This is a genomic window from Thermostichus sp. MS-CIW-36, assembly GCF_054059035.1.
Genome location: NZ_JBSSBR010000017.1, coordinates 40,227 through 64,688, shown reverse-complemented (window position 1 = coordinate 64,688; position 24,462 = coordinate 40,227). Strand labels below are relative to the sequence as shown.

General features: G+C 58.8%; 20 protein-coding genes. 7 read left to right on the top strand and 13 right to left on the bottom strand.

Annotated features, from left to right (window positions below; all coding sequences use genetic code 11):
- Window positions 1-327: 327 nt before the first annotated feature.
- The gene (locus tag ACVWVQ_RS08970) at window positions 328-1,548 is read left to right on the top strand and encodes an S-layer homology domain-containing protein (RefSeq protein WP_457407429.1); all 1,221 of its coding nucleotides are present in this window, start codon (window positions 328-330) and stop codon (window positions 1,546-1,548) included.
- A gap of 38 nt (window positions 1,549-1,586) precedes the next feature.
- On the opposite strand, the gene ACVWVQ_RS08965 is transcribed toward ACVWVQ_RS08970, so the two are convergent.
- On the bottom strand, window positions 1,587-2,222 hold the full coding sequence (locus ACVWVQ_RS08965) for an exopolysaccharide biosynthesis protein (protein ID WP_457467054.1): 636 nt from the start codon (window positions 2,220-2,222) through the stop codon (window positions 1,587-1,589).
- Between the two features lie 130 nt (window positions 2,223-2,352).
- Between ACVWVQ_RS08965 and ACVWVQ_RS08960 the strand changes: the two genes are divergently transcribed.
- Window positions 2,353-2,778, top strand: coding sequence for a hypothetical protein (locus ACVWVQ_RS08960; protein WP_457467045.1), 426 nt, complete (start codon window positions 2,353-2,355; stop codon window positions 2,776-2,778).
- Between the two features lie 216 nt (window positions 2,779-2,994).
- On the opposite strand, the gene ACVWVQ_RS08955 is transcribed toward ACVWVQ_RS08960, so the two are convergent.
- From ACVWVQ_RS08955 to trmFO, 10 genes are all read right to left on the bottom strand, one after another.
- Window positions 2,995-3,975: a tyrosine-type recombinase/integrase gene (locus ACVWVQ_RS08955; RefSeq protein ID WP_457508057.1), complete on the bottom strand. Its 981-nt coding sequence runs from the start codon at window positions 3,973-3,975 to the stop codon at window positions 2,995-2,997.
- Window positions 3,976-4,047: 72 nt separating this feature from the next.
- Complete coding sequence (gene accC, locus ACVWVQ_RS08950) at window positions 4,048-5,400, bottom strand: acetyl-CoA carboxylase biotin carboxylase subunit (protein ID WP_414423734.1); 1,353 nt, start codon at window positions 5,398-5,400, stop codon at window positions 4,048-4,050.
- Between the two features lie 127 nt (window positions 5,401-5,527).
- On the bottom strand, window positions 5,528-6,709 hold the full coding sequence (locus tag ACVWVQ_RS08945; protein WP_414332259.1) for an RNA-guided endonuclease InsQ/TnpB family protein: 1,182 nt from the start codon (window positions 6,707-6,709) through the stop codon (window positions 5,528-5,530).
- Window positions 6,710-6,854: 145 nt separating this feature from the next.
- The gene (ispE, locus tag ACVWVQ_RS08940; RefSeq protein ID WP_457508066.1) at window positions 6,855-7,790 is read right to left on the bottom strand and encodes a 4-(cytidine 5'-diphospho)-2-C-methyl-D-erythritol kinase; all 936 of its coding nucleotides are present in this window, start codon (window positions 7,788-7,790) and stop codon (window positions 6,855-6,857) included.
- Window positions 7,791-7,911: 121 nt separating this feature from the next.
- Window positions 7,912-8,364: a hypothetical protein gene (locus ACVWVQ_RS08935; RefSeq protein WP_414388642.1), complete on the bottom strand. Its 453-nt coding sequence runs from the start codon at window positions 8,362-8,364 to the stop codon at window positions 7,912-7,914.
- A 258-nt stretch (window positions 8,365-8,622) separates the two neighbouring features.
- A complete protein-coding gene (locus tag ACVWVQ_RS08930) occupies window positions 8,623-10,656 on the bottom strand; it encodes an FHA domain-containing protein (protein WP_457508055.1) in 2,034 nt (677 codons plus the stop codon).
- 176 nt (window positions 10,657-10,832) lie between these two features.
- Entirely contained in the window at window positions 10,833-11,375 is a 543-nt protein-coding gene (locus ACVWVQ_RS08925) for an FHA domain-containing protein (RefSeq protein WP_457508053.1), read from the bottom strand.
- A 529-nt stretch (window positions 11,376-11,904) separates the two neighbouring features.
- Entirely contained in the window at window positions 11,905-12,372 is a 468-nt protein-coding gene (locus ACVWVQ_RS08920) for a hypothetical protein (RefSeq protein ID WP_457508051.1), read from the bottom strand.
- A 429-nt stretch (window positions 12,373-12,801) separates the two neighbouring features.
- A complete protein-coding gene (locus ACVWVQ_RS08915; RefSeq protein WP_457508049.1) occupies window positions 12,802-14,013 on the bottom strand; it encodes an acetate kinase in 1,212 nt (403 codons plus the stop codon).
- Window positions 14,014-14,123: 110 nt separating this feature from the next.
- Window positions 14,124-15,503: an FADH(2)-oxidizing methylenetetrahydrofolate--tRNA-(uracil(54)-C(5))-methyltransferase TrmFO gene (gene trmFO / locus ACVWVQ_RS08910; RefSeq protein ID WP_414329729.1), complete on the bottom strand. Its 1,380-nt coding sequence runs from the start codon at window positions 15,501-15,503 to the stop codon at window positions 14,124-14,126.
- Between the two features lie 183 nt (window positions 15,504-15,686).
- On the opposite strand from trmFO, the gene trpD reads away from it, so the two are divergent.
- Window positions 15,687-16,718 carry an anthranilate phosphoribosyltransferase gene (gene trpD / locus ACVWVQ_RS08905; RefSeq protein ID WP_414329730.1) on the top strand — a complete coding sequence of 344 codons (1,032 nt, stop codon included), beginning with the start codon at window positions 15,687-15,689 and terminating at the stop codon, window positions 16,716-16,718.
- A gap of 51 nt (window positions 16,719-16,769) precedes the next feature.
- Here the strand turns inward: trpD and ACVWVQ_RS08900 are convergent, their stop codons facing one another.
- Window positions 16,770-17,396 carry a nitroreductase family protein gene (locus ACVWVQ_RS08900; protein ID WP_457508047.1) on the bottom strand — a complete coding sequence of 209 codons (627 nt, stop codon included), beginning with the start codon at window positions 17,394-17,396 and terminating at the stop codon, window positions 16,770-16,772.
- Between the two features lie 275 nt (window positions 17,397-17,671).
- On the opposite strand from ACVWVQ_RS08900, the gene dapA reads away from it, so the two are divergent.
- Window positions 17,672-18,592, top strand: a complete 921-nt coding sequence (dapA, locus tag ACVWVQ_RS08895; RefSeq protein ID WP_457508046.1) for a 4-hydroxy-tetrahydrodipicolinate synthase — start codon at window positions 17,672-17,674, stop codon at window positions 18,590-18,592.
- 219 nt (window positions 18,593-18,811) lie between these two features.
- Window positions 18,812-20,647, top strand: a complete 1,836-nt coding sequence (locus ACVWVQ_RS08890; RefSeq protein WP_457508044.1) for a ribonuclease J — start codon at window positions 18,812-18,814, stop codon at window positions 20,645-20,647.
- Between the two features lie 71 nt (window positions 20,648-20,718).
- Here the strand turns inward: ACVWVQ_RS08890 and ACVWVQ_RS08885 are convergent, their stop codons facing one another.
- Window positions 20,719-21,600: an SGNH/GDSL hydrolase family protein gene (locus ACVWVQ_RS08885; RefSeq protein ID WP_457508042.1), complete on the bottom strand. Its 882-nt coding sequence runs from the start codon at window positions 21,598-21,600 to the stop codon at window positions 20,719-20,721.
- Window positions 21,601-21,838: 238 nt separating this feature from the next.
- On the opposite strand from ACVWVQ_RS08885, the gene ACVWVQ_RS08880 reads away from it, so the two are divergent.
- A complete protein-coding gene (locus tag ACVWVQ_RS08880; protein ID WP_457508039.1) occupies window positions 21,839-23,128 on the top strand; it encodes an HD domain-containing protein in 1,290 nt (429 codons plus the stop codon).
- Between the two features lie 98 nt (window positions 23,129-23,226).
- The gene (locus ACVWVQ_RS08875) at window positions 23,227-24,417 is read left to right on the top strand and encodes a glycosyltransferase (RefSeq protein ID WP_457508037.1); all 1,191 of its coding nucleotides are present in this window, start codon (window positions 23,227-23,229) and stop codon (window positions 24,415-24,417) included.
- Window positions 24,418-24,462: the final 45 nt, after the last annotated feature.

Below are 24,462 nucleotides of genomic sequence, written 5' to 3'. Positions count from 1 at the left end.
GCGGCTTGCGACGGGGACACCTTGAGCTTGCAGGAGATGGTCAGGATTTGGCTCATAAGTTCATTGTACTTCATCAAAGCGCATTCCTCCCGGCAGTGACCCTACGGGTACAGTGCGGGGCTCCTGCGATTTCTAGCTGACGCGACAGAGATTTAGGAGCTTCCTTATCAATCCTCTGCAGTTGCGTTTTGCTGCAAATCTTGGGTTAGAAACGCTCAAATTACCACAGAGCAAGGGTTTCCGCCATTGTCATCACTGAGGAAATAGCCAGAATAAAAGTAGCCATTGACCCAGCGATGGGCGCTACGACAACTCGGTGAACGAACGATGTTTCCCTCTCTTTTAACTCCACGTGCAGCAGGCATACTCCTATCGGGAGCTGTCTTGGGCATCCACTGCCAGGTGGCCATGGCCGCTCCCTTCCGCGACACCTTTGGTCACTGGGCCCAAGCCTACATTGAGACCCTCTCCGCTCAAGGAGTGTTGAACGGCTTCCCCGATGGCACCTTCCGCCCCAATGAGCCGGTTACCCGCGCTCAGTTTGCCACCATTGTCAATACCGCTTTCCGCCTCCGCAATACCTCCGGTACTTTTATCGGCTTTCGGGATGTGCCCCCCACCCACTGGGCAGCCAGTGCCATCTCGACGGCAGCAGCCAACAATCTGGTGGCAGGCTTTCCCGATGGCACCTTCCGTCCTGAGCAGCCCGTTACCCGCACCGAAGCGCTGGTGGTTTTGACCAACGCCATTGGCAACACGGGAGCGATCCCAGCCGCTCAGCCCAGCGATCTCTTCAGCCGCTACCGAGATGCGGCAGCCATCCCCAATTGGGCCCTGGCACAACTTGCGGCGGCCAACCGCGCCGGGTTGATCGTCAATTATCCAGACCCGATGCTCTTGGAACCCAACCGTCCCGCCACTCGCGCCGAGGTAGCAGCCTTCACCCACCAGGCCATGCTCAGCCGGGGATCCTTGGTGGCGCAAAACCCAGGGGGATCCCTCTCCGGTTCCCAGCCAGGCTTCGACCTGCGCCTTTCCACGCTGGCGGCGGGCACCTTGATGCAAACCACCACCCCCTTCAACGAGCGCCTCTTCATTGCCCCCAACGAAACCCGGCCCATGTCTTTGATCGTCCGCAACCCGATTCGCAACGCCCAGGGGGATATTCTGGTGCCTTTTGGCTCACGGGTGGATGGCCGCTTTGAGCCGGCCCCAGGGGGCACCCGTTTTGTGGCGGAAAGCATTATCGTCAACAACCAACTGTTCCCCTTGGCTGCCCAATCGGACATCATTCACGATGTCAAGGATCCCCGCTACACCACCACAGGCAAAATCATTCAGGATGCAGCCATCGGCGCGGCAGCGGGCGCCATTCTCGGCTTGGTAACCGGAGACAATGCCATTGCCACAGAGGAAGTGCTGGGGGCGGGGGTGGCCGGAGCGGTGATCGGCAATGTCACGGCGCCGCAAGTGGTGGTGCTGGATCCCAATCAGGTGATCGAGCTGCGCCTCACTCAGGATCTGGCGCTGGCCCCGACATCCCGATAACCGGTGCAAGGCCGGAATCATAAGTGGTGTCGGCACGGCTATCTCCCCAGCCAATCCAAAAGGGTTGTTCCCCCCAACCACAGGCCGATCAAAATGGAAGTGGTCAGCAGTCCTCCTGCTACACAGATCAGGGATCCCAAGCTGCACAGGATCCCGTCTTCTTCCAGGAGGCCAAAGGCGGTGACGAAAACCCCCATTGCCGGCAGGGTGTTGGTGCCTGGAACGGGGATGATCATGGAAATCCCCATCAAGCCGATCCAGGTGCCCAGCCAGACTTGGCCGAGCCGTGTGGTGCAGAGCTGCTTCCAACGGGGGCGGGCAATTTTTTCAATGCGCTGCAACCATGGGATCCCGGCCTGCACCCACTTTTGAAAATGCTTCCGTTCAACAGAGGTCTGCAACACCCATTTCGGCAGCCAAGGAGTGGTTCGCCCTGCCAGCATTTGTGCGGCCAGCAACAGGATGACCACGCCAAAGGGAGTGGAATAGCCGGGAGCCGGCAAGGGCAAAGCAGAAGGGAAAGAGAGCACCGCCAAAAACAAGCCAAAACTGCGCTCACCGGCTAGTTTTAGAATGTCTTCGATGCAGATCGACCCTTCCGGGGAGGGTTCGGGTTGCTCTGGGCTCTCGGGAAGGCGGGAAAACCGGGCTAGCTCTTGAGACAGACGGGCCATAGAGGGGGCAGGGCTGGAGCGGGCAAAGTTTGGCAACGGGTGGGCACTACCTGGAGGGCCAACGATAGCCTACTGCAAATTCAAGTTGTGTTGGATATCTTGAGCAAAGGGGTGGTTTCGGAGAGGTGACATGCTCGGTGGTAGGTTTAGCAGGGCTACACCCATCAGCAGCCTTGAGCGACAGCAGAAGGCTCCGACTCAGTTCCGCAAAGGGGGGCGTGGGCTGGGATGGCTCCTGTTGCTGGGATCCCTGTTGATGGTGGGGCGCGGTGTGGCCCTGGCAGAAGCGCAGTTGGAGGTGGGCACTTCCACCACCCTATCCCCGCAGGCAGCTCCGCCGGTGTTGCCACCCCCCCCTGTGGGAGTCCGACCAATTTCCGTGGATACCGATCCCGAACAAACTGCCGATATGCCCCTTTCCCTGATGGCCGAACAGGTGTTGGAGGCGGTGTGCGAAGCCCAGATTGATGCCCAACGGGCCTTGGCTCTCATGCCCGACCTGAGCGAATCCCACATCCGTGCTGCCTGTCCGAAGCGACTGATCCCCAAAAGCTGAGAGGTCGCCCCCAAGTTGGCGCCAAAGATTAGCCGGAAATACATTATTGTGGCGTTATTGTGGATCCAAACCCCCGTCCTTATTGCTATTTGGGTGGCGTTGTTGGGACAGTTGCAGCCGGTGGGAGTATTGGTGGCGGCCTTTTTGAACTTTTCTTCGAGCAATCTGCATCTGTCTCACTTGAAACAATAGAGGCCATAGCACACTAAGGGATCCCTAAACCAAGCCCTGATCCAAGATCTCGCGGGAACGGGCGATGGCTGCTCTCAAGTTGGCCCGCTGGGTGTAGCGCATCGTCATGGCGGCAGTTGTGTGGCCCAGCAGGTGCTGGATATGTTCGGGGGCAACGCCGCGATCCAGCAACAAGGTGGCAAAACTGTGGCGAAACTGGTGGGGGGTTTGATGTCCCGGCTCAGGCTCGGTTAGCTTGAGCACAATATGCCGCAGGCCATCGTAGGTGAGGGGGCGCCCCCGGTAGGCCAAGCAGCGAGATTGGGAAACAAACAAGGGAGCCGTCGGCGCGCACGGGCCCCGTTCTCGGCTCAGATACTGTTGCAACAGCTCGGAGAGGGGATCCCCTACTGCCACAGCGCGGGGTTTGCTCCCCTTGCCACAGCGCACTTCCAACAGGGATCCCTCAGGGCTGATTTGAAAATCTTGAACGGTTAAGTCCAACAGCTCCTGGGCCCGCAGCCCGCACTCCAGCATCAGGCGAATCAAAGCCGCGTAGCGCAGAGAATGGTTCTGGGCCCGCTGCAACACCCGCTGCAACAACAACCGATCCAGATCGCGAGGCAAACGAGCGGGTAGGCGGGCAGGTCGAATGGCTTGAGTGGGCAGGGGATCCTGAAGGTAGCCCCGTTGGCTGGCCCATTCAAAAAATTGTTGCAAGGCCAACCGCTTGAGGTTGTAGGTGGCCGGAGAGGCGGGCGGGTGGATCCGCTGGCCGGAGCGGTTGCGAAACGGACGGCCCTTCAAGCTGTTCAAAAAGGACTGGACGTGGGCAGGCTGCACCTGGGGCAGCGGCACGGGGCAAGTTTTGGCAAACTGCTCCAGAGCGATGCGATAGGTGCGGCGGCTAGCCGGGGCCAGATCCCGCTGCCGCTCCTGCAAAAATTGCGCCGCCAGATGGCTGAGGCTGGGAGCAGGGCCGCTCGGTTGAGTCTGTCGAACCTGACCAGGTCGGGGATCCCTCATCTTTAGCCCACTGGCAACCCTCAACCAACTCTATCCTTCCCCTGCGAGCAAGCTCCAGCTTGGACTCGGCCCCTACCCCGGCATCAAATGCTGAGCGATGAAGTCCGTGTACACTTCGCCCCTCAAAAAAGCTTCATGGCGCAGGATCTGCTGGTGGAAAGGGATCGTGGTGGGCACCCCAGTGATGGCGCATTCCCCCAAAGCCCGCTGCATGCGGCGGATGGCTGCTGCCCGGTTAGGCCCCCAGACGATCAGCTTGCCCAACAGCGAATCGTAGTAGGGGGGAATGGTGTAGTCGGTGTAGATGTGGGAATCCATGCGCACCCCCGGCCCCCCAGGGGGCAAATAGGCACTGATCGTGCCAGCGCAAGGCCGAAACTGCTGCTTGGGATCCTCGGCGTTGATGCGGCATTCGATGGCATGGCCCCGCAACTCCACATCCTTCTGGCGAAAGGTCAGGGGTTGACCTTGGGCAATGCGAATCTGCTCGGCAATCAGATCCAGCCCGGTCACCATCTCGGTAACCGGATGCTCCACCTGGATGCGGGTGTTCATCTCGATGAAGTAGAACTGGCCATTTTTGTCCAGCAAAAACTCCACCGTGCCCACCCCCACATAATTCACCACCTTGGCCGCTTTCACCGCCGCTGCTCCCATGCGGGCGCGCAAGCTTGCAGTCAAAGCCGGGCTGGGGGCCTCTTCCAACAGCTTTTGATGCCGCCGTTGAATGGAGCAATCCCGCTCGTACAGATGCACCACATTGCCCTGGCTATCCGCCAAGATCTGAAACTCCACATGACGGGGGCGCTCGATGAACTTCTCCAAGTAAACCCCGCCGTTGCCAAAGGCTGCTTGGGCTTCCCCCTGAGCGGTGCGCAGCATCTTCAGCAGCTCCTGGGCATCCCGCGCCACCCGCATACCCCGCCCCCCGCCACCGGCGGTGGCTTTGATAATCACGGGGTAGCCGATTTTCTCCGCCAGCTTCACTGCCTCCTCCTCAGAGGTGATCAACCCGCGGCTGCCCGGCACCGTCGGCACCCCCACCGCTTGCATGGTCTCGCGGGCCGTGGCCTTGTCGCCCATCTTGCGCATCGCCTCCGGCGAGGGGCCGATGAAGATCAAGTTGTGGTCGGCACACATCTCGGCAAATTTGGCATTCTCCGCCAAGAACCCATAGCCCGGATGAATGGCAGTGGCTCCGCGGGTGAGGGCTGCCGAGATGATGTTGGGAATGTTGAGGTAGCTTTTGGCCACCGGGGCATCTCCTACGCAAACAGCCTCGTCCGCCAGTTGGACGTGCAGGGAGTTTTGATCCGCAGTGGAGTAAACGGCCACAGTTCGGATCCCCATTTCCTGACAGGTGCGGATGATGCGCAGGGCAATCTCACCCCGGTTGGCAATCAGGATCTTGGTGATGGGCGGCATGAGGGAGGTTCAAAGCTGAAGAGGTAGCTAGACCGCTAAGGCCAGCGGTCTGTAAACGCAAGGTTAAGTTCAGGTGCTCATCCTACTATTTGACATACTCCCCGTCTTAAAGGACGGGGATGCTTTCTCAGCCAGCAGAATTGCTCCTACCGACTGAGCTACACAGGGCATGAGGCTGAAACCTCAACCCTATGGGGGATGCCATGGCCCCAACTACTGGGCCGGAGCCCAGATACTTCCTGCGGATGTTAATTGCCCCCACCCCGTCCCGATGGAACTCAAACCCACACCCACACCTGTACACACGACCTTTGGGCTTGTTTCTCTGTCCACAAACAGGACACTCCTGAGAGCTGTACCGCTCATCTTGCAGTACCACTCTCATCCCCAACCGCTCAGCTTTGTAGGTGATGAGATGCCGGACTTGACCATGCAACATCTGGTGGATCTTCTGATTCGCCTTTTTGTTGTAGTTGGCAGACATCCGGATATCCCGAAGGTCGCCAATCACAACTGTCTGCACGCCTCGCTTGTGGAGCGTGGAGACCAATCGGGTTGTCTGCTTGTGCAGAATATCCCGAATTTGATTGCGCAGCTTCTTGAGCTGCAAACGTTGAGAGCGAACTAGCCGCTTCCACCGCCGAGAGCCCCGCTTTTTGCGCGCCAGGAGTCGAGCTAGCTTGCCCTGCAGCTTGTTCTGGTAGCGCCTTTTGGAGCGCAGCAGCCTGCCATTGGCGATGTAGGTTTGTCCCCCCTCATGAGCGACTGCGGGGTGAATCTCACCCAAATCCACAGCGGCAACGTTGCTCTCTTCCCCCTCTTCTTCCGGCGGCGTATCCCCCACCTTGTAGCAAGCCCTCAGCTCATACTGCTGGCCATCCCAGCCCATCTCTACCCAAACAGGCGTATCCCAAGCCCAGTTAACAATCAGGGGCTCCTTGCCTTTCCCGTTCGACAATCGCAGCTTCCCATTGACGACTTGGATGGCTGAAGATTTCCACTGGACTTTGTAGAAGTACCGACGGCGTCGAGGTGGACGGGCGTTGGGGTCGGTTTTGCGGCGTTCCCGCCAGGACTTGAGAGAGGCAAAGAAGCTTTGCACTACTGCGTCTGCACTGTGGGCATGAAGTGTATTCTCAGGGTCGTTGGGAAACCAACGCATGAATGTGGAAGGCTTTAACCACAATCCCTTCTTGCGGACGACCCGCCAAAAGTGAACGAGCACTTTTGAGTACAGCTCGCCTGCTGCCCTGCTCAACAGCTGCAGTTGCTCTGAGACGCCTAGCTTGAGCTTGCGGACAAGGTACATGCAAAGTTGCCTTTCCTGTCTAATAGCATCTTACAAAAGCCGCCCTAGAAGGGCGGGGCTTGTAACCCAGTTTTTTTGGTCAACTGGAGGGGAGGATAGAGAAGGTCAGGTGGGGATCCCGCATTCAGCCCATCCAGTCGACAACCTAGGTAGGACTGAGGCCACAGGGATCCGGCTGCAGCAGAATCCCAGTGGGGGCAAACTGCGTCACCCAAAACTCTACATCCTGAAACTGGTGACGCAGGGTGTTGCGCACTTGGGCGGCCAGCTCCAGGCTGGGCATGATTCCGAAGACCGTTGGCCCTGACCCCGACATCAGGGATCCCAGGGCCCCCGCCGAGAGAAGAGCTTGGCGCAGTTCCCCTACAATCGCGTACTCCGGCAAAACCACCTGTTCCAAGTCATTGCGCAAACTCCTGGCTAACGCCGGCGGATCCTGACGGCTGAGAGCCGCCAACGCCTGCGGCAAGGTGGGCAGTGTGGGTTTGGGTAGGGCATCCCCTCCCAAGCTCCCCTGACGAGAACGAAAGGCTTGATAGGCCCAGGCGGTGGAAACCCCCAGGTGCTTGGGCTTGGCCAGCAGCACAGGGATCCCTTCCCAATCGGCCAGCGGCTCCAAAACTTCCCCGCGCCCGGTGGCCAGTTGCGTTCCCCCCTGGATACAGAAGGGAATGTCGGATCCCAGACGGGCTGCCAAGCTCTGCAACTCTCCCACCGTCAGGCCCAGCCCCCACAGTTGGTTTAACCCCACCAAAACCGCCGCCGCATCAGCCGAGCCCCCCGCCAAACCTGCTGCCACCGGAATGTGCTTTTCGATGTGAATCTCCACGCCAGCGGCAGAGTGACACTCTTTTTGCAGCAGCTCAGCGGCTTGATAGGCAAGGTTGCGGGCATCTGTGGGCACTTCTGGGCGATCGCAGGTGAGGTGGATCCCGTGAGGACGGCTCTTCAACTGCAGTCGATCCGCCAAATGAATGCTCTGCAACACCATCGCCACCTCTGAATACCCATCAGGACGGGAGCCGAGGATTTCCAGGTAGAGGTTGATCTTGGCGCGGGCAATCAGGGTACAGGCTTGCATGGGGTGAAAATCTGGGTCAGCAACAAGTCTCAACTCCCCTTAGCCTGTACAGACCTGATCAAAACACAGACTTATCCGGGGAGGTCTCCCAGCCCGATTCTAACGGCAATGGATCCCCTTTCTAGCTGCCGGAGCGCGGCCATGGCCCCAGCCACTCTCCACCGCGAAAGCGCCAGCGGGGAAACAAAATGCGCATTACCACCCAAGCGCTGAGGTAAAGGCAAACCCAGACCACACTGTAGTGGAGAATAAAATCTCCCAAGTCAAACCGTTGGGTTGGGATATAAGGAAGACCCACCACCTTCAAGACTGTACCCAAAAAAAGCCCTTCCCAAATGCCGGCCAAAAGCTGAAGGATCCCAGGCCAATCGTGATCCCACATCCACCCCATCAGATAGTTATAAACGACATCCCAAACACAGCCAAACAGACCTACGTAGAGCAATACCCAAAAATAGGTGAGGCTGCCGCCATGTCCAGTGATCCCAAAATAAAAGGGTAAACTTGCCAAAACACCAACGGTGGCCAATAAGAAAATGCGAGTTTGCCAGCGGCCAATCAGGGTCGGAGTCATCTTTTCCTCCCGCAGTTTTGCCAATCGAGATCATCAGGATCCGTGTCGCTCCCAGTCTGTTTGAGGGAACCTTCTGGCCCTCACCCCCAACCCTTCCCCCTTTGGTATAGAAGAGTTGGGGATCAACGCAACGCCACTTTCATGAGGCTAGCGCGATGGGGAATGGCCATGGTGTGCCGCCAATGTTTTACGTGTGGGACAGCGTTGATAACCAAAAACATCTCACAAAATCCAGAAGCGTTGCCCAATGTCGGCAAGCTAGGGGCTGATGTTTAGGGCCCACTTGCACCATTGCCACAGGGATCGGATCCCTTCTAAGCCTTTGACCCCCGGTGCCCGCAGTCGAGCCAGGTGTTCCACCGAGCGATGGGCACAGTACTGTAAACCCAAAAACGTATCCACCGGCGCATAGGGCCCGCCCAAGGTGATGATCCCAGCGGCGTACATTCGCCCATCCCGGTTGCGCATCTCCACCAGCTCAAAGTCGTTGGAGACATGCAAGCGCCCGTGAGGATTGAGGGGCAGGTTGTAGTGGGTAATTAGATCGTTGAGGAGAGGATTGGTCATGGGATCCGAAACCAAACCCGTACAGTCGATAACGAAATCGGCCTCCACCTTTAATTGCGTGTTGTTGTGGGTACCTCGAATGTAGGTTACCGGCTTACCCTTGTCGCCGGGAACCACCGACTCCACCTTGCCGAACACAATCGAGTACCAGCCCTCTCGCAACCCTTGCCGCACGATCCGCCGCCATTTCCGCCGACTTGCTGTCGTGGTGCCGCCCCAAGCTTCCAGCAGTTCGCGCCGTTCCAGGGGGGTCGCCGCTTCCAATTTGGCACGCAGAACTCCTCCCCAAGTGCCCTTGGGCCAGTTGAAGGGCTGAAACTCCCAATGGTTATCCACTGCCCGTTTGGCTCGTCCGAAGCGATTACCGCTTTTGGGCGCACGGCTCAGATGCACCACCGAGATGCGGGGGTTGACTTTGCGGGCTTCGTAAAGGCGTTCCATCACCTGAGAGGCGACGATCCCAAATCCCCGAATTAGGACGGTGCCACCTTGTTTCTCCAACTGCTCATAAACGTGATCATGAGGCTCATAGCCATGTACCACCGATCTCAAATCTCCTGTTTTTTCGCGAAACTCCTGCAGGTCGTTGAGCAACTTGATGGCCGGATATCCAGTTGCCAAATGGAGATACTTGGCCACCATAAAACGGTGATCCGTATGGCCGGGCCGCGTTGCCGAATAGGCCACCACATATCGCCCATCCTCCGTTTTGCGAATGGCGCGAATATGGCCGTAACACAACATTTGCTCCCAACCAATTCGGGCTGCCTCCCGATCCATTGAGGCAAATACATCCCCCGCCCGCGGCGTATAGGTATCTGCCAACAAGGGCTCACTAAATACCTGCCACAAAAAGCCGAGTGCTTCCAACAATCGGCCGGAGAAAAAGGAACGCCAAGCATCCCGCAGAGCATAGCCAGGCCAGCCCCAAATGTTGTCTGGACAAGAATCGGAGCCAGAGCGAATTCGCTTCCAGCGGGGGATCTGGCAGTTGGTCAAAAGCCGTTCATACCGTTCGTAGGGTTTGCGGGCAATGCTGATGACGCGGATGTGTTCCGGTCTGACCCCGTAGATGCGCAGGGTATCCACCCAGACAAAGCTGCCGATACCGCCGCCCAAGGCCAAATAGAGGGTCTCTTCCACAGGTAGTCCGGTGGCTTTGAGGGCGCTCAGGGCAATTTGCTCAGCTCGAAACAAATCCGGCGGCGGAAAATCCGAGCCAGCCCGCACTTCAGGAAGCTGCTCTGGGGCAAAAACCACCGTGGAAGCCGGGGGAACCTCAAATGCGGTGTCGGGTTGGGTGGCCGGGCGAATCAGTTCGGTGCGCGGCTCCAGCAGGAGGGTAGGGGTACCGCGATGGGTGCCGGTCAAAAGGGTGGCATTGGGATCCCTGGGGGACACCAAACCCACGGTGATGCTGTAGGGGCCAAGCTCCACCACTTCTCCCCCCTGGAGCACCCGGCGTGCCTGACGGATTTTTTCCCCATTGATGCGGCTGCCGTTGGCACTGCGATCTTCATAGATGACCTGGCCATCCTCACCGAGATAGACGAGGGCGTGATAACGGGAGATCTCCTGGCTGGCAAACACAGCCCGCGCCACTTCTCGACCTTGCCATTCCTGTGGCAATTGGGCCAGCTCCCTGCCCAAGGCAAGAGGCAATGGAAAAATCAGCTCCTGCTGTTCTTCGGTGATGGGATCTTCCCAGCTCAGTTGAATTTGCATAGCTTCTCCTTACCTTTACAAAGATCATGAAGAGGCCATTGAGAAAACCCAGAACAACGCGACCTCACAGGTCACCTCGGGGTTTGTCTGGGATCCCTTTTTTCTATCCCCCACGGACTTGGATCAGCCACTGGGATCTGTAAGAAGAATTAAGAAGAATAGAAAGGGTTGGTCCTCTAGAGAGGAGGTTGTGGGGCTTTGCCAGCTTCTGGAGGAGGGATCACCAAGGTAGCGCTCAAGACCAAATGCCCACAGTAGGGACAATTCTGGCCCTGATATTCCGGGGGTAGGTAGTGAGGGTTTTCCAGGCGGCTGCACTTAACCTTGAGGGCGTCCAAAGTGCCGCGGCTGAGGGGAACCCCCTGATTCTTCCTGGCCACTTCTATGGACTTCACGCTCAGCACAATGTGCCCCAACTGAATTTGGCTATTGGCCTCAAGCGCAAGCTCTTCCTGAATTATTTTTCGGCCATTCACCCAGACAGGGTTGGGCTGCTTAGGAGGCAAACGATCCCGAGTTAAGTTGCGAATGTGAAAGTTTAAGGTTTTGGGATCAAAATAAAGCCCGGCGTGAACTCCTGAAACCGAGCGAGTTGGGTCATTGAGCACCACATCGCAGCCGGGATCCCGTCCAATGGTAACCAGCTTGGAGGGAACAGGCGAAACCGTTTGCGATCGACGCCGGTCGGCTTCGGTCCATTCCAAAGTGAGTTGACACACGATCCCATTCTCCACAGTTCAGCGCCTCCATTCCCTAGATCGGCTTCAGCATATCCAAAGGTCAGCTTGGGGAAAGCAGAAGATGTCTTTTTCGTCAAAATTGTTATCTTTTTGGATAACTATAACCTACTCCCCTGACCAAAGGCTTGCGCTGATCCGGATCACCTGAGTTGGGATCTCCGAGTTACATTCCTGCTGGAGACCGTGCCCAAACGCTCCGCGCCGCTTCCGCGACCACCCTCAGCTCCTCTTCCAGAGGGAGAGGGGAGCCAGACGGAAAGGTTTCATTCATGATGTTTAGACCATGATGTTTAGAGTGACTACATACTCGACTTTATCCCCACCCGATTTGAAGCAACAAAACTCGATCTCCTCAGGAACGGCGAGGCCGTTCAAGTTTGACCGAGGTGGCCTGATCCCTTGGCCGGAAGCCTCAGAAATCCACCTGAGAGATAGGGCCTAGAGTGAGTTTTGAGTTTCTGGGGATCCTGCAAGACTAGTATCCTCTGTGTCTTTATCCAAACCGTTTTCAAAGCACTCCGGTAAATGGGAAACTGCCGCTGCCCAGCCGCTCCTGCCGATCGAACACACTGATGGTGAGCTGATGGGATCCCGTTTGAGTGAGGGTAAAGCGATTCTGGGTCAGGGTCAGCCCTGTAACGGTGCAGGTGGTCGCCCCAACGAAGCAGCCGGGCAACTGAGCAGCATCAAAAGCTCCCAGGGTTACGAAATTGCCCAGTGGGGTGGTGACGGAAGCCAAAAAGGCGTTGGAACCCCGGATCCCGGCAGGGGCCTCTACCCGGAAAGACACCACAAAGGTTGGAGTTTGCCCCACCAAGACGGTGCGCGGAGAGAGATCAGTAATGGTGAGGGATGGAGCAGGTATGGGAGGCGGCAGGGGCAGAAGATCGCTGCTGCCGGTCGTGCCCCCACACCCCACCAGAACACTGCTCAGCAGCACCAGCACTGGGATCCGTTCATGTATCCGCTGCATCATCTCTTCTCCATCCCCAAAAGATCCCAAAGGAGCATGCCTCTAACCCCCAAAACCCTGAACTTTGCTGAATTTACTGAGCTTTAGGCGGTTTGGCAAAAGTCATTGAGAGGGATATAATAGACCAAGTTTCCCCCTGATCCTTGAGTCCACCGCAACGGTTGCCGGGAAGTGAAGGGGGAAAGCGCTCGGGGGGTATTCCTCAGGGCTTTGCGGGATACCGCCTTCCTGTTTGGACTCCGTCCCGCTGACGCGAACAGAGATAGGCAGGATGCGATCGCCTCTTTCCTGAACCATGTTCAGGAAAGTTCAGCGTGAATGTATCAGTCTCAAAAGACCTTCTTTCTTGAGCTTATTGTCCGAGGTTGATCTTCACCAAGCCAGCGGGCAGAAAGGAGAGAACCTGGCGAGAAGCAGCCTGGGATCCTTCGCTTATTCCCCTTGCAAAAGGTTTTGGCAAGCTGTGGCAATGGCCCAGTCCTCTTGGGCTGAGATCACCAGAACCCGCACCGGAGCATCCGAAGTGCTGATATCGCAGTTGCGGGGGGATCCGGCATTCAAAACCGGGTCGATCTGGATCCCTAAAAAACCCAGATCTGCACAGGTTGCTGCCCGCACCGGCGCCGAGTTTTCCCCAATCCCCCCAGAGAACACCAGCGCATCCAGCCGATCCAAGCTCATGAGCATTGCCCCAATCTGGCTGCGCAGACGGTGAACAAACAGCTCAAAAGCCAGCTCCGCCCGGGCATGGCCTGCCTCCATTGCCTCCAACACAACCCGCATATCGCTGCTTAGGCCGGAAACGCCCTTCAGCCCTGATTCTCGGTTCAAGATCCGATCCAGTTCATCCACGCTCATGCCCTGGCGCAACTGATGGATCAAAATGCCCGGATCCACCGACCCCGACCGGGATCCCATCATCAAGCCCTCCAGAGGGGTATAGCCCATGGTGGTATCCACGCTTCTGCCCCCGCGAATAGCCGCCAACGAACAGCCGTTGCCCAGGTGACAGGTGATCAGCCGCAACTCTTCCAGGGGTCGGTTCAAGATCTCGGCAGCGCGACGGGCGCAATGCTCGTGGTTAATGCCATGAAACCCGTAGCGGCGGATCCCTTGTTCAGCCCAGGCATAGGGGAGGGGGTAGAGGGCTGCTGCCGGGGGCATTTGCTGGTGGAAGGCGGTGTCGAAAACGGCCACCTGAGGGATCCCGGGCAACAGTTGCCTTAGCAGACGGATGCCAGCCAGCGCGGCAGGGTTGTGGGCTGGGGCCAAGGGGATCAATTGCTCAATCGCCCTCTCCACCTCTGGTGTAATTAAGGTAGGCTGCCGGTACAGGGATCCCCCATGCACCACCCGATGGCCAACGCCGCCGATCTCAGCCGCCTGGGAGAGCAGGGATCCCTCCCCTTGCCAGAGGCTTTGAAACAGCGGGGCCAATTGGCCGATCCCCCTCTCAGGTGAAACGGAGGGAAAAGGTTCCCACCCACCGCTTCGCCGACGGGTCTGGATGAGGGCCTCCCCCGGCTTGTAGATGAAATCCACCTGGGCTTGCCAGATGGGCGTGGCCTCCACCCTTCCCTCAACCGCCAGAAATAGGGAGGATTTGAGGCTGCTGGAACCGGCATTGACGACCAGAATATTCACAGCGTGTCTTCGTCGGCCTTCGCAAGGCTTATCGACTTCAAGCTAACGCTCAATCTCGACTTTGACTTCGGACTGCAACCGTTGGTAACACGCTCCAGCCTGGGCCTCCCCTAGGCAGTTTGCACTTGGCGCACCAACCCAGTCGTTTTCAGAGCAGCCAAAGCCCGATCCCGGTAACGGCCATAGCGCTCCTGCTTGTTGCGAAGCTTGCGCCCCTCCAAATCCGGCAACAGCCCAAAATTGGCCGGCATCGGCTGAAAGTGCCTGGGATCCGCGCTGCTGATGAATTGAAACAGGGATCCCATCATCGTTTCGGGGGGCAGCGTGATCAAGGGCAACCCCAGAGCCAGGCGGGCGGCGTTCTGTCCGGCCAACCATCCCCCTGCCACCGCGCAGGCATAGCCCTCGGTGCCCACCAACTGGCCGGCGGCAAACAGCGTGGGTCGGCGACGGAATTGCAAGGTCGGCCACAGAAGCTGGGGCGAATTCAAAAATGTATTGCGGTGCATCACCCCAAAGCGGACAAACTCCGCCTGTTCCAGGCCGGGGATGAGGCGAAAGACCCGCTGCTGTTCTCCCCATTTCAAGTTGGTTTGAAAGCCCACCAAGTTCCACAGCTGCCCTGCTTTGTCCTCTTGCCGCAACTGCACCACCGCGTAAGGACGGGATCCCGTGCGCGGATCCACCAGCCCCACCGGCTTCAAGGGGCCGAAACAGAGGGTGTCTTTGCCACGGCGCGCCATTTCTTCAATCGGCAAGCAGCCCTCGAAAAACTTGCGCTCCTCCCGTTCAAAATCCTTGAGGGGCGCCTGCTCCGCCTCCACCAGCGCCCGCCAAAACCGTTCGTACTCCGCTTCCGTCATGGGGCAGTTGAGATAGGCTGCTTCCCCCTTGTCGTAGCGGGAAGCCTGAAACACCACCGCTCGGTTCAACGAATCCCCGGTAACAATAGGGCTAGACGCATCAAAAAAGCTCAGGTACTCCAGGCCCGTAAAGGCTTGCAGTGCCTTGGCCAGGGGATCGCTGGTCAGAGGGCCGGTACAGAGGACGGCAATGCCCTCCGGGATCTCCGTCACCTCCTCCCGACGCAGGGTGATGCGGGGATGGTTTTGAATGGCTTCCGTGAGAGCCTGGCTGAAGCGGGCCCGATCCACTGCCAATGCCCCTCCTGCCGGCACTGCATGGCAATCCGCCGTCGCGATCACCAGGGATCCCAGTTGTCGCAGTTCTTCCTTGAGTAGCCCTGCCGCCCGATCGCTGGCCGCAGCCCCAAAGGAGTTGCTGCACACCAGCTCCCCCAACTGATCGGTGTGATGGGCCGGGCTCTGACGCACGGGGCGCATCTCCGAAAGGATGACAGGCAACCCTGCCTGGGCAATTTGCCAAGCAGCTTCTGTCCCCGCCAACCCCCCGCCCACAACATGGATGGGGGCAAAGGCTCCCGCTCGTGCAAGCGGGCTGCAAGCCCTTGGGTTAGTTGGAGGATTCATCACAACCTCCGGGAGGGAAGAGAAGAATGGAGCGCACCCTGCCGAGGCCGGAAACGGCTCAGGTCAAACCCACTATACCAACCATCAGCATGGCCCGACCTGCACGAGGCAAGTGACCCAGAGGCGGGATACGCTACTAGATACGCTACTATAAGTACCCGCTGACACCCAGGATCCCGACCCATGACGGAAACGGCTGACCTTTGGCCACAGCTTTTGGGGCAGTTGCTGGATCGGCAATCTCTCAGCGAAGCCCAAGCTGAACAGTTGATGAACGGTTGGCTCCAGAACCAAGTGCCAGATGTGGTGTCGGGGGCGATTCTGGCGGCCCTGCAAGCCAAGGGTGTGAGCGCTGGTGAACTGGCCGGCATGGCACGAGTGCTACAGCGGGCTTCGCTGGGATCCCCGCTGGACTTGCCTCTCCTGGTGGATACCTGTGGCACCGGCGGCGATGGGGCCGGCACTTTTAACATTTCCACGGCGGTGGCCTTTGTGGTCAGTGCAGCCGGGATCCCGGTGGTTAAACATGGCAACCGTTCCGCCTCTGGCAAGGTCGGCTCGGCGGATGTGCTGGAGGCCCTGGGGGTGAACTTGGGGGCTGAGCCAGAGCGGGTGCGGGCGGCTGTGGCGGAAGTGGGCATCACCTTTTTGTTTGCTCCCCAGTGGCACCCGGCCATGCGGGCGGTGATCCCCTATCGACGGGCCCTAAAAGTTCGCACCATCTTCAACCTGTTGGGGCCCTTGGTCAACCCCCTCTATCCCAACCGCCAGGTGATCGGGGTTTACGCCCAGGAGCTGGTGCCGGTAATGGCAGAGGCCCTGCGCCTGTTGGGACGGGAAGGGGCCATTGTGTTGCACAGCCGCGAAGGTCTCGACGAGGCCGGTCTGGATCAACCCACCGATCTGGGCATCCTGTCCGGTGGGCTGGTACGGACGGAAGTCTTGAACCCTGCAGATTACGAGCTGACCCTGGCACCCACCCAAGCTCTCAAGGGGGGGGATGTGGCGGAAAATGCCGCCATCCTCACCCAAGTTCTCCAGGGATCCGGGACGCCTGCCCAGCAGGATGTGGTGGCCTTGAATGCTGCTTTGGCCCTGCAGGTGGCCGGAGTGGCCCCCGATTGGAGAGCCGGGATCGCCCAAGCTCGCGAGATTCTCGCCAGGGGTGCCGCTTGGGATCGCTTGCAACAGCTGGTTCATTTTCTCAAGGCTTGATGCCGGTAGGAGCCCAGGAGAGGGCGACAGGGATCCCACCTGAGCCTAGGGCTAAAACTCCCGCCCTCGCCCAAAGGCCAGAACTTCATCCACCCCCAAGCGAGGCTTGCGCGGCAGGTTACCCGCTGCCGCATATCCAACCGCCAGCAGCATCACCGGCACGTAGCGGTCGGCAATGCCGAACTCCCGCTTTACCCCTTCCGGATCAAAGCCGATCATCGGCCCGCTCACCAAACCCTTGGCCTGAGCCGCGATCATCAGCGCCATGGCAGCCATCGCCCCAGAGCGAATCGCTTCATCCCGCGCCAAGGTGGGATTGTGGAGATAGGTTGCCTGGGCCATGTTCATCCAGCCTTCCGCTTTTTCGGGGGGGAGGATCCCGGCAGCAACGCTTCTTTGCACAATTTCAGGCAGTTTCTCATACCCCCGCAGATCCCCCAGGATGATAAACACCACCGATGCATCCGCCACCTTCTGTTGGTTGTAGGCCAGAGATTTGAGGCGCTCTTTGTCTTCCGGGTCGGTGACCGCAACAAACCGCCAGTGCTGAATGTTGAAGGAAGAAGGAGCTTCCGTAGCATAAGCCACCAGCTCTCGGATCTCCGCTTCCGATAAACGGCGGCTGGGATCCAATTTGTCGGCGGAAATGCGCTCTTTCAGGGCAGTTAGGGCGTCCATAGGGATCCTCAAGTGTCGGTAGAAAGGCTGCTCCCCCCAAAGGTAGGGGCAGGATTGGCAAATGGCTATACATTCCGTGTTCAAACGGTCTGTCTTCTTTGTTATCCCCCTTTTATCCAGCCTGTGGCAACCGGGTGAGGCACAAACTGGGCCTTGGCAGGGCAGGCAAGCGGGATCCCTAACGCAAAGGCAGGTATGATGGAAAAACAAACTGGTCTCATCTGGGTCGCCCGGTTAATCGTCGGATTGGTGTGGTTGATGGGGAGAAGCAATCGGTGAACTTCGGTCGAGTGCTGACGGCCATGGTTACCCCCTTTACCGATGAGGGGGAGCTTAACTACGATGAGGCCGCTCGTTTGGCCGATTACTTGGCAACCCACGGCAGTGACGGCTTGGTGGTCTGTGGCACCACAGGCGAATCTCCCACCCTAACCTGGCAAGAGGAGTATGAGCTGTTCCGCGTGGTGCGAGATGCCGTAGCCGGTCGGGCTAAGGTGATCGCCGGGACGGGATCCAACTCCACCCGTGAGGCCATTGAAGCCACAAAAAAGGCCGCTCAACTCGGTTTGGATGGCTCTCTGCAGGTGGTGCCCTACTACAACAAGCCTACCCAGGCCGGCCTTTATGAGCACTTCAAGGCCATCGCCCAAGCCAGTGACCTGCCCATCTTGATCTACAACATTCCCAGTCGGACAGGGGCCAGTTTACAGCCGGAGACTGTAGCCCAATTAGCAGAATTGGAAACGGTTGTCGCCATCAAAGAAGCCAGTGGTATGATGGATGTAGCTTCGGAAATTCGGCGACTCACTCCCTCGCGTTTCGCCATCTATTCAGGGGATGACTCTCTGACGTTGCCACTCCTATCTTTGGGAGGCAGCGGTGTGGTCAGTGTAGCCAGCCACCTAGTTGGGTTGCAGTTGCAGGAGTTGATCCAGAGCTACATCAGAGGGCAACACGATCAAGCTTTGGCCCACCACCTGCGTTTGTTTCCGTTGTTCAAGGTTTTGTTCATCGAGACCAACCCGGTTCCGATCAAGGCAGCATTGGAGATGCAGGGCTGGCAAGTGGGTCGAGCTCGTCTTCCCCTAGCGCCTCTGCAACCCAGTTCTCTGCAGGTTTTGCGACAGGTGCTTGAAGAGATGGGCCTACTGGCTGAATCGAAGGGATCCGAACAAATGGCGACGAAAGTTTCATGATTGCATTTTTAGGCTTTGCTTCTGCCATGACCACGGTTTTCAGGGGTTTGCAAGGGGCTCTTTTGTGGCGTTTGACCTGTGGGTAGGTAGCTTTTTCCTTGAAAAGCTCTTCCCCGGCCTGGGAAATGGATGAGTTGCGGCTTTCGCCCACAACTTTGTCGGAGATAGCCTGCGCCTATTTCTGTTTTTGTTTTTTTACTGTTGAGGATCTAAACCCATATGCCAACACCACGTTCTTCAGTTGCTTCTCGTTCTGTGATCCCACAATCCACCTCTTCCGTTCAGATGATTCCGCTGGGCGGCGAACGGGAGATCGGCAAAAACACATGGGCCTTCCGCTACGAGGACGACATTATCCTCTTGGATGCCGGTTTGGCTTTTCCCGATGAGAGCATGCACGGCATTAACATCGTGCTGCCGGACATGACCTACATCAAGCAAAATCGGGACAAAGTGCGGGGGATGGTGGTTACCCACGGCCATGAAGATCACATCGGCGGGATCCCGTATCACCTGCGGGAATTTGATATTCCGGTCATCTACGGCCCCAGATTGGCGCTGGCGCTTCTGGAAGAGAAATTGCGGGCAGTGGGCCTGCTCAACCGCACAGAGCTGCGTCCTGTTGGCCCCCGTGAAATCGTTCCCTTGAGTAAGCACTTTTTTGCCGAATTCATTCGCAACACCCACTCTTTTGCCGATAGCTTTACGGTGGCTCTGCACACGCCTGTGGGCGTCATTATTCAGACCGGCGACTTTAAGATCGACCATACCCCCGTGGATGGGGAGTACTTCGACCTGCAGCGGTTGGCCGAACATGGGGAAAAGGGAGTGCTCTGCCTGATCAGCGACTCCACCAACGCTGAAGTGCCGGGGTTCACCCCCTCTGAAGCCTCTGTGGTGCCCGGTCTCACCAAGGCCATTGCGGGAGCCAAGGGACGGGTGATCATCACCACCTTTGCTTCTTCGGTACATCGTCTCAACTTGGTGCTGCAGATTGCCGAACAGCAAGGTCGGGTGGTGTCTCTGCTGGGCCGCTCCATGCTAAACGTGGTGGCTCATGCGCGGCGCTTGGGCTACATCCGCTGCAAGGACGAGACGCTGCAGCCAATGCATGTGATCAACAGCCTGCCGGATGACCAGGTGATCATCCTCACCACCGGATCCCAGGGAGAACCTCTAGCTGCTCTCACCCGCATTGCCAACGGTGATCACTCGCAGTTGCAAATCAAGCCAGGAGACACGGTGGTGTGGTCGGCCAACCCGATCCCTGGCAACACGATCGCAGTCTCGCGGGTCATTGACAAGCTAATGGAGCTGGGAGCCAATGTCATTTACGGCAAAGACAAGGGCCTGCACGTTTCCGGCCACGGCTGCCAGGAAGACCAGAAGCTGATGATTGCCCTCACCCGCCCCAAGTTCTTCGTTCCCACTCACGGGGAATACCGCATGCTGGTCAAGCACGCCGAAACCGCCATGAGCATGGGGATCCCGCGGGAAAACATTGTAATCATCGACAATGGCGATGTGGTGGAGGTGAACCGGGAGCGCATTGCCATCACGGGCCGCGTCCCCTCTGGCCTGCAGATGATCGCCGCTTCCCACGATGGAGTGGTGATGGATGAGATGATGCAGGAGCGGCAGCAGATCGCCAAAGACGGTATGGTGACGGTGGTGATCAGCCTGGACGGCAGTGGCCAGTTGCTCTGCACCCCACAGGTGCAAACCTTTGGCTTGGCGGGGGAAGGGAACCAACTCAAGGGATCCGACCTGAAACCCCTTCTGGAGAACACCCTTCGGCAAGCGTGGCCCCAATTTGCTCGCTCGCTGGAGCGGGGCAGCCTGGACATCGACTGGGCCGGCCTCAAGGGCGAAGTGGAGCGGGTGGTGCGTCGTTTCTTGCGAGAACAATTGCCCGGCAGGCCCACGGTGGCGGTTTTTGTGCAATCCCCTGAAGAGGAGTCTGTGTCTTCCCTGAGTGTGGAAACCCAACCGGAGCCGGTAGCGGGTGCTCTGGGCCGGCGGCGGCGTTCCTCGGCAGCGGTAGCTGCTTCCTAAAACTGGCCCGTTCTCCGTGGCTGGATCGTCTAAGCGCCTTTGGGATCCCTTGCCGAGCGCAGGGATCCTTCCTATTGTGCCGGCTTGTATCCATCCGTGAGAAAACTGCGGAGGGCGGACTCTGCCGCCGCATCCCATTGCAGGGATCCCACCTCGCTAAAGGGAGGGCAGCGGGTTTGGGGAGGGATCGGTTGCCGAAGGGCGCTCAAGAAGGCATCGGCCAAATCGGCGTAGCCCCGGTCGTTGGGGTGAAAGCCGTCGGCCAGCGGGCCGGGAAAGAAGGACTCGCGTCGGTAGGAGCGGGGATCGCAGAGCAAGTCCACCACTGGGATCCCCTGTTGGCTTAAGGGGTTGATGGCCCGTTGCGTGAGGCCGACCGAGATCAGGGAGAGCAGTTGGCGCACGCTGCTGGGTTGCTGCTGACCCAGAGGAATCAGGGCGAAGTTGGGCAGGTTGGCCACCGCCAGGCGAGCTTGAGGGGCACGGGCACGCACCGCTTGCAGCAGGGTTTGGTAATCGGCGGCGAATTGTCGGATCTGCTGATCGACGAAGGGCAAGGGATCCTCACCTTGGAGAGCCCGTTGAGCCGCCGCCAGAGCGATGGCGTTGGTATCGTTTCCGCCCACCCAAATGGTGATCAGGGTGGCATCGGGGGGAAGGCGCGGCACTTGATCCTGCAGCAAATTGGCCGGGATCCCCTGCCTCAGGGCTTGCATGGCGGGGCTGAGCACCGCTCCCGAACGGCCCAGGTTGATAAGCTCCACTGGGCCGGGCAGCAAGCGAGCCAGGCGGGGCACATAGGCCGTTCCATTGGGGCAGTCCAGGGGCTCTGAGCGCTGGGGTCGAGTGCCGGCGGCGTTGGCTGGGCCATCACAGGAAATGGAGGCGTTGTAGCCAACGGCATCGCTGGCTCCCAGGGCAACGTAGCGGGTGAGGGTGGGTGGGCTGGGCACAACAGGGGATCCAGAACTGGCAGAGCAGCCGGTTAGCCCCAAACTGAGTATCAAAATCAGCAGGGAGAGGAGGAACACTCAGCTGTCTTGTTGTCTTGGAGTCGAGTTTTCTGGGGTTCGGGTGCTGGCATCCTTTGCAGAGAGAGGCATGGGAAAGCGGGCATAGATAGGGCGAGGCGGGAAGCACCCCCAGACAGGCTAGCCAAGGATCCCAAAATCGGCGAGGTATGGTGGGAGTATGCCGCTACGGTTTTGCAAGTCCCGCACCTACCACGATCCCCTGCATGGCGCCATCAGCCTGAATGGAGGGGACGCGGTTGAGGCTCTGCTCATTCGCCTGATCGATACACCGGCCTTTCAGCGGCTGCGCCGCATTCGCCAGTTGGACACGGCCTTTTTTACCTTCCACGGGGCAGAGGGATCCCGCTTTACCCATTCGGTGGGAGTGTTGCAGGTAACGCGGCGGCTGTTCGACAAATTGGCCCATCGCCACCCGGAGCTGCGTCCCTATCGGGCGGTAACCTTGGCCTCGGCTCTGCTGCACGACATTGGCCATGCCCCTTTTAGCCATGCCGGGGAAGAGATCTTCGGCTGCCGGCACGAGGTTTGGACGGCCCGCATTCTCCGGGAGGATCCCCAGGTGAGGACGCTGCTGGCGGAGTTTGATTCCCAACTGCCGGCCCAGATGCATCAAGTGCTGCAGAAGCAGTTTCCCCTGCCGCTGGTGGGGCAACTCATCTCCAGCCAACTGGACTGCGACCGCTTCGATTACCTGATGCGGGATAGCCTGCTCACGGGTGCCCAATACGGCCACCTGGACTTGGATCGCATCCTAACGGTGCTGGATTATGACCCGGAGACGGGATCCCTGTCCATCCCCGCCCGCAAAGGCCTGGGGGCCATCGAGCACTACCTGGTGGTGCGCTATTTCATGTACACCCAGGTGTACCAGCACCCCAAGAGCCTCTGTGCCCGTTTTATCTTGGAGCGGCTATTCAGGCGGGCAGAGGCGCTCCTGCAAAGGGGGGAGATTGAGCTGGATCCCATCCTCAGCGCTTGGTGCTGGGCCTCGCTGGCGGCTCAAAAAGGGGATCCCTTCGAGTTGCCGCTCCCCCTCTACTTGGCTGCCGACGATATCATCTTCAGCTACCCCATGCGCCTCTGGGCCATGTCGGGGAAGGATCCCATCTTGGCGGATCTGTCGCGGCGCTACTTGGAGCGGGATTTGTTCAAGGCCCGCAACATTACCCAGTTGTCTGAGGAACAACGCCAAACCCTGGTGGCCGCCGTGCAGGCCAAAATGCTGCAGGACGGGCTGGATCCTGAAAGTTACTTGGGCATCCGCTCTGCCCATGTCCAGGGCTATAGCTTTTATGACCAAGGGATCCAGCTCAAAACCGAGCGTGGCTATGAAGAAATTGCCCATCTTTCCCCTTTGGTGCGTGCCTTGGTGGAAACCCAGCGCCAGGTCTGGCTAATCTTTCCCCGGCCCTATGGCGATATCGTAGAGGGGGTTTTGTCTGCCTAGAAAATCATTGGGCCATCCCAGAGCTAGAGCATTAGAGGTGGGAATCTGTTCCTGAGCACATCTAAACTGAGCACATCTAAACAACGAGGGAAGCAGGAGTGGGGATCCGAGAAATCCTAACGGGGGTATTGTCCTTAACAGCTTTGGCGATTGCCCTAGTGGCCCTGCAACTGAGGCGAGCGTTGCGGGCTTCCCCCTGGCTGAGGGATCCCCCGGCGGAACAGGCAGGGGAAATCGCGGCCGGGATGGAGCGGCTGGCGGTGATCGTGCCCGCCTACAACGAGGCCGAGAACGTGGTGGGCTGCCTGAGCAGCATTCTGGACAGCACCTCTGCCCCTTTACAGGTGTGGTTGGTGGACGATGAATCCACGGATGCCACCTGGGAGCTGGCCCAAGCCCTGGCTGCCGAACGGCAAGATCCGCGCCTACACCTGCTCAAGGGGGATCCCCGTCCCAAAGGCCAAAGGTGGGTGGGCAAAAACTGGGCCTGTGCCCAAGCCGTCGCCCGCGTAGAAGCCGACTACTTGCTGTTTCTGGATTGCGACGTGCGGCTGGGATCCGGTGCCATTGAAGCGGCCTTAGGACATTTGCTGGCAAGCGGCAGCGGCTTGGTGAGTGTAGGGCCGCAATTGGTGTGCGGTTGCCTGGCGGAGTGGCTGGTGCAACCCATCATGATGACCATCCTGGCGGTGGGTTACAACTTTGCCGCCGTGAACGATCCCGACAACCCCAAAGCCTTTGCCTTTGGTCCCTTCCTGCTGTTTCGCCGCTCTGCCTACGAGCAAGTTGGCGGGCATGCCGGAGTGGCCGATGTGGTGATCGAGGATGTGGCCCTGGGGCAACGGATCAAAGCCCAGGGGTTGGGCCTGCAAATTTGCCTGGGAGGGCCGCGGGTGCGCAGCCGCATGTATGCCAACGGGGCTGCCCTTTGGGAAGGGTGGACCAAAAACTGGTTCCTGGGCCTGGAGCGCAACTGGGCCTTGGCCGTGTTGGCGATGGTCACGGTTTTGGGGATTTGCAGCTTGCCTTGGTTGGGGGTGATCCTGGCTGTGGTCACGGGATCCCTGGAGGTGCTGTTGGCCAGCTTGGCAGGGATCCTGGCCCAATTGGCCATCCGGCTCTTGCTCCGGCATTGGGCGCATCTGCCCCTGCGCTACTGGTGGCTAACGGCAGTGGGGGGTTGGGCGACAGCGGCCATCATCTTGGCTTCGGCCATCCGCACCACCACCGGCCGCAACTGGACTTGGCGGGGCCGTTCTCTCGCCGTCCACAGTGTGCCAACACCCTAGAAACGGGGCAAGAACATGGTCTAATGGGGGATGTTCGGGAGACAG

Coding starts and splice junctions, on each gene's coding strand:
- ACVWVQ_RS08970 (WP_457407429.1), top strand. CDS start 328: ATGTTTCCCTCTCTTTTAACTCCACGTGCAGCAGGCATACTCCTATCG.
- ACVWVQ_RS08965 (WP_457467054.1), bottom strand. CDS start 2,222: ATGGCCCGTCTGTCTCAAGAGCTAGCCCGGTTTTCCCGCCTTCCCGAG.
- ACVWVQ_RS08960 (WP_457467045.1), top strand. CDS start 2,353: ATGCTCGGTGGTAGGTTTAGCAGGGCTACACCCATCAGCAGCCTTGAG.
- ACVWVQ_RS08955 (WP_457508057.1), bottom strand. CDS start 3,975: ATGAGGGATCCCCGACCTGGTCAGGTTCGACAGACTCAACCGAGCGGC.
- accC (WP_414423734.1), bottom strand. CDS start 5,400: ATGCCGCCCATCACCAAGATCCTGATTGCCAACCGGGGTGAGATTGCC.
- ACVWVQ_RS08945 (WP_414332259.1), bottom strand. CDS start 6,709: ATGTACCTTGTCCGCAAGCTCAAGCTAGGCGTCTCAGAGCAACTGCAG.
- ispE (WP_457508066.1), bottom strand. CDS start 7,790: ATGCAAGCCTGTACCCTGATTGCCCGCGCCAAGATCAACCTCTACCTG.
- ACVWVQ_RS08935 (WP_414388642.1), bottom strand. CDS start 8,364: ATGACTCCGACCCTGATTGGCCGCTGGCAAACTCGCATTTTCTTATTG.
- ACVWVQ_RS08930 (WP_457508055.1), bottom strand. CDS start 10,656: ATGCAAATTCAACTGAGCTGGGAAGATCCCATCACCGAAGAACAGCAG.
- ACVWVQ_RS08920 (WP_457508051.1), bottom strand. CDS start 12,372: ATGATGCAGCGGATACATGAACGGATCCCAGTGCTGGTGCTGCTGAGC.
- trmFO (WP_414329729.1), bottom strand. CDS start 15,503: ATGAATCCTCCAACTAACCCAAGGGCTTGCAGCCCGCTTGCACGAGCG.
- trpD (WP_414329730.1), top strand. CDS start 15,687: ATGACGGAAACGGCTGACCTTTGGCCACAGCTTTTGGGGCAGTTGCTG.
- ACVWVQ_RS08900 (WP_457508047.1), bottom strand. CDS start 17,396: ATGGACGCCCTAACTGCCCTGAAAGAGCGCATTTCCGCCGACAAATTG.
- ACVWVQ_RS08890 (WP_457508044.1), top strand. CDS start 18,812: ATGCCAACACCACGTTCTTCAGTTGCTTCTCGTTCTGTGATCCCACAA.
- ACVWVQ_RS08880 (WP_457508039.1), top strand. CDS start 21,839: ATGCCGCTACGGTTTTGCAAGTCCCGCACCTACCACGATCCCCTGCAT.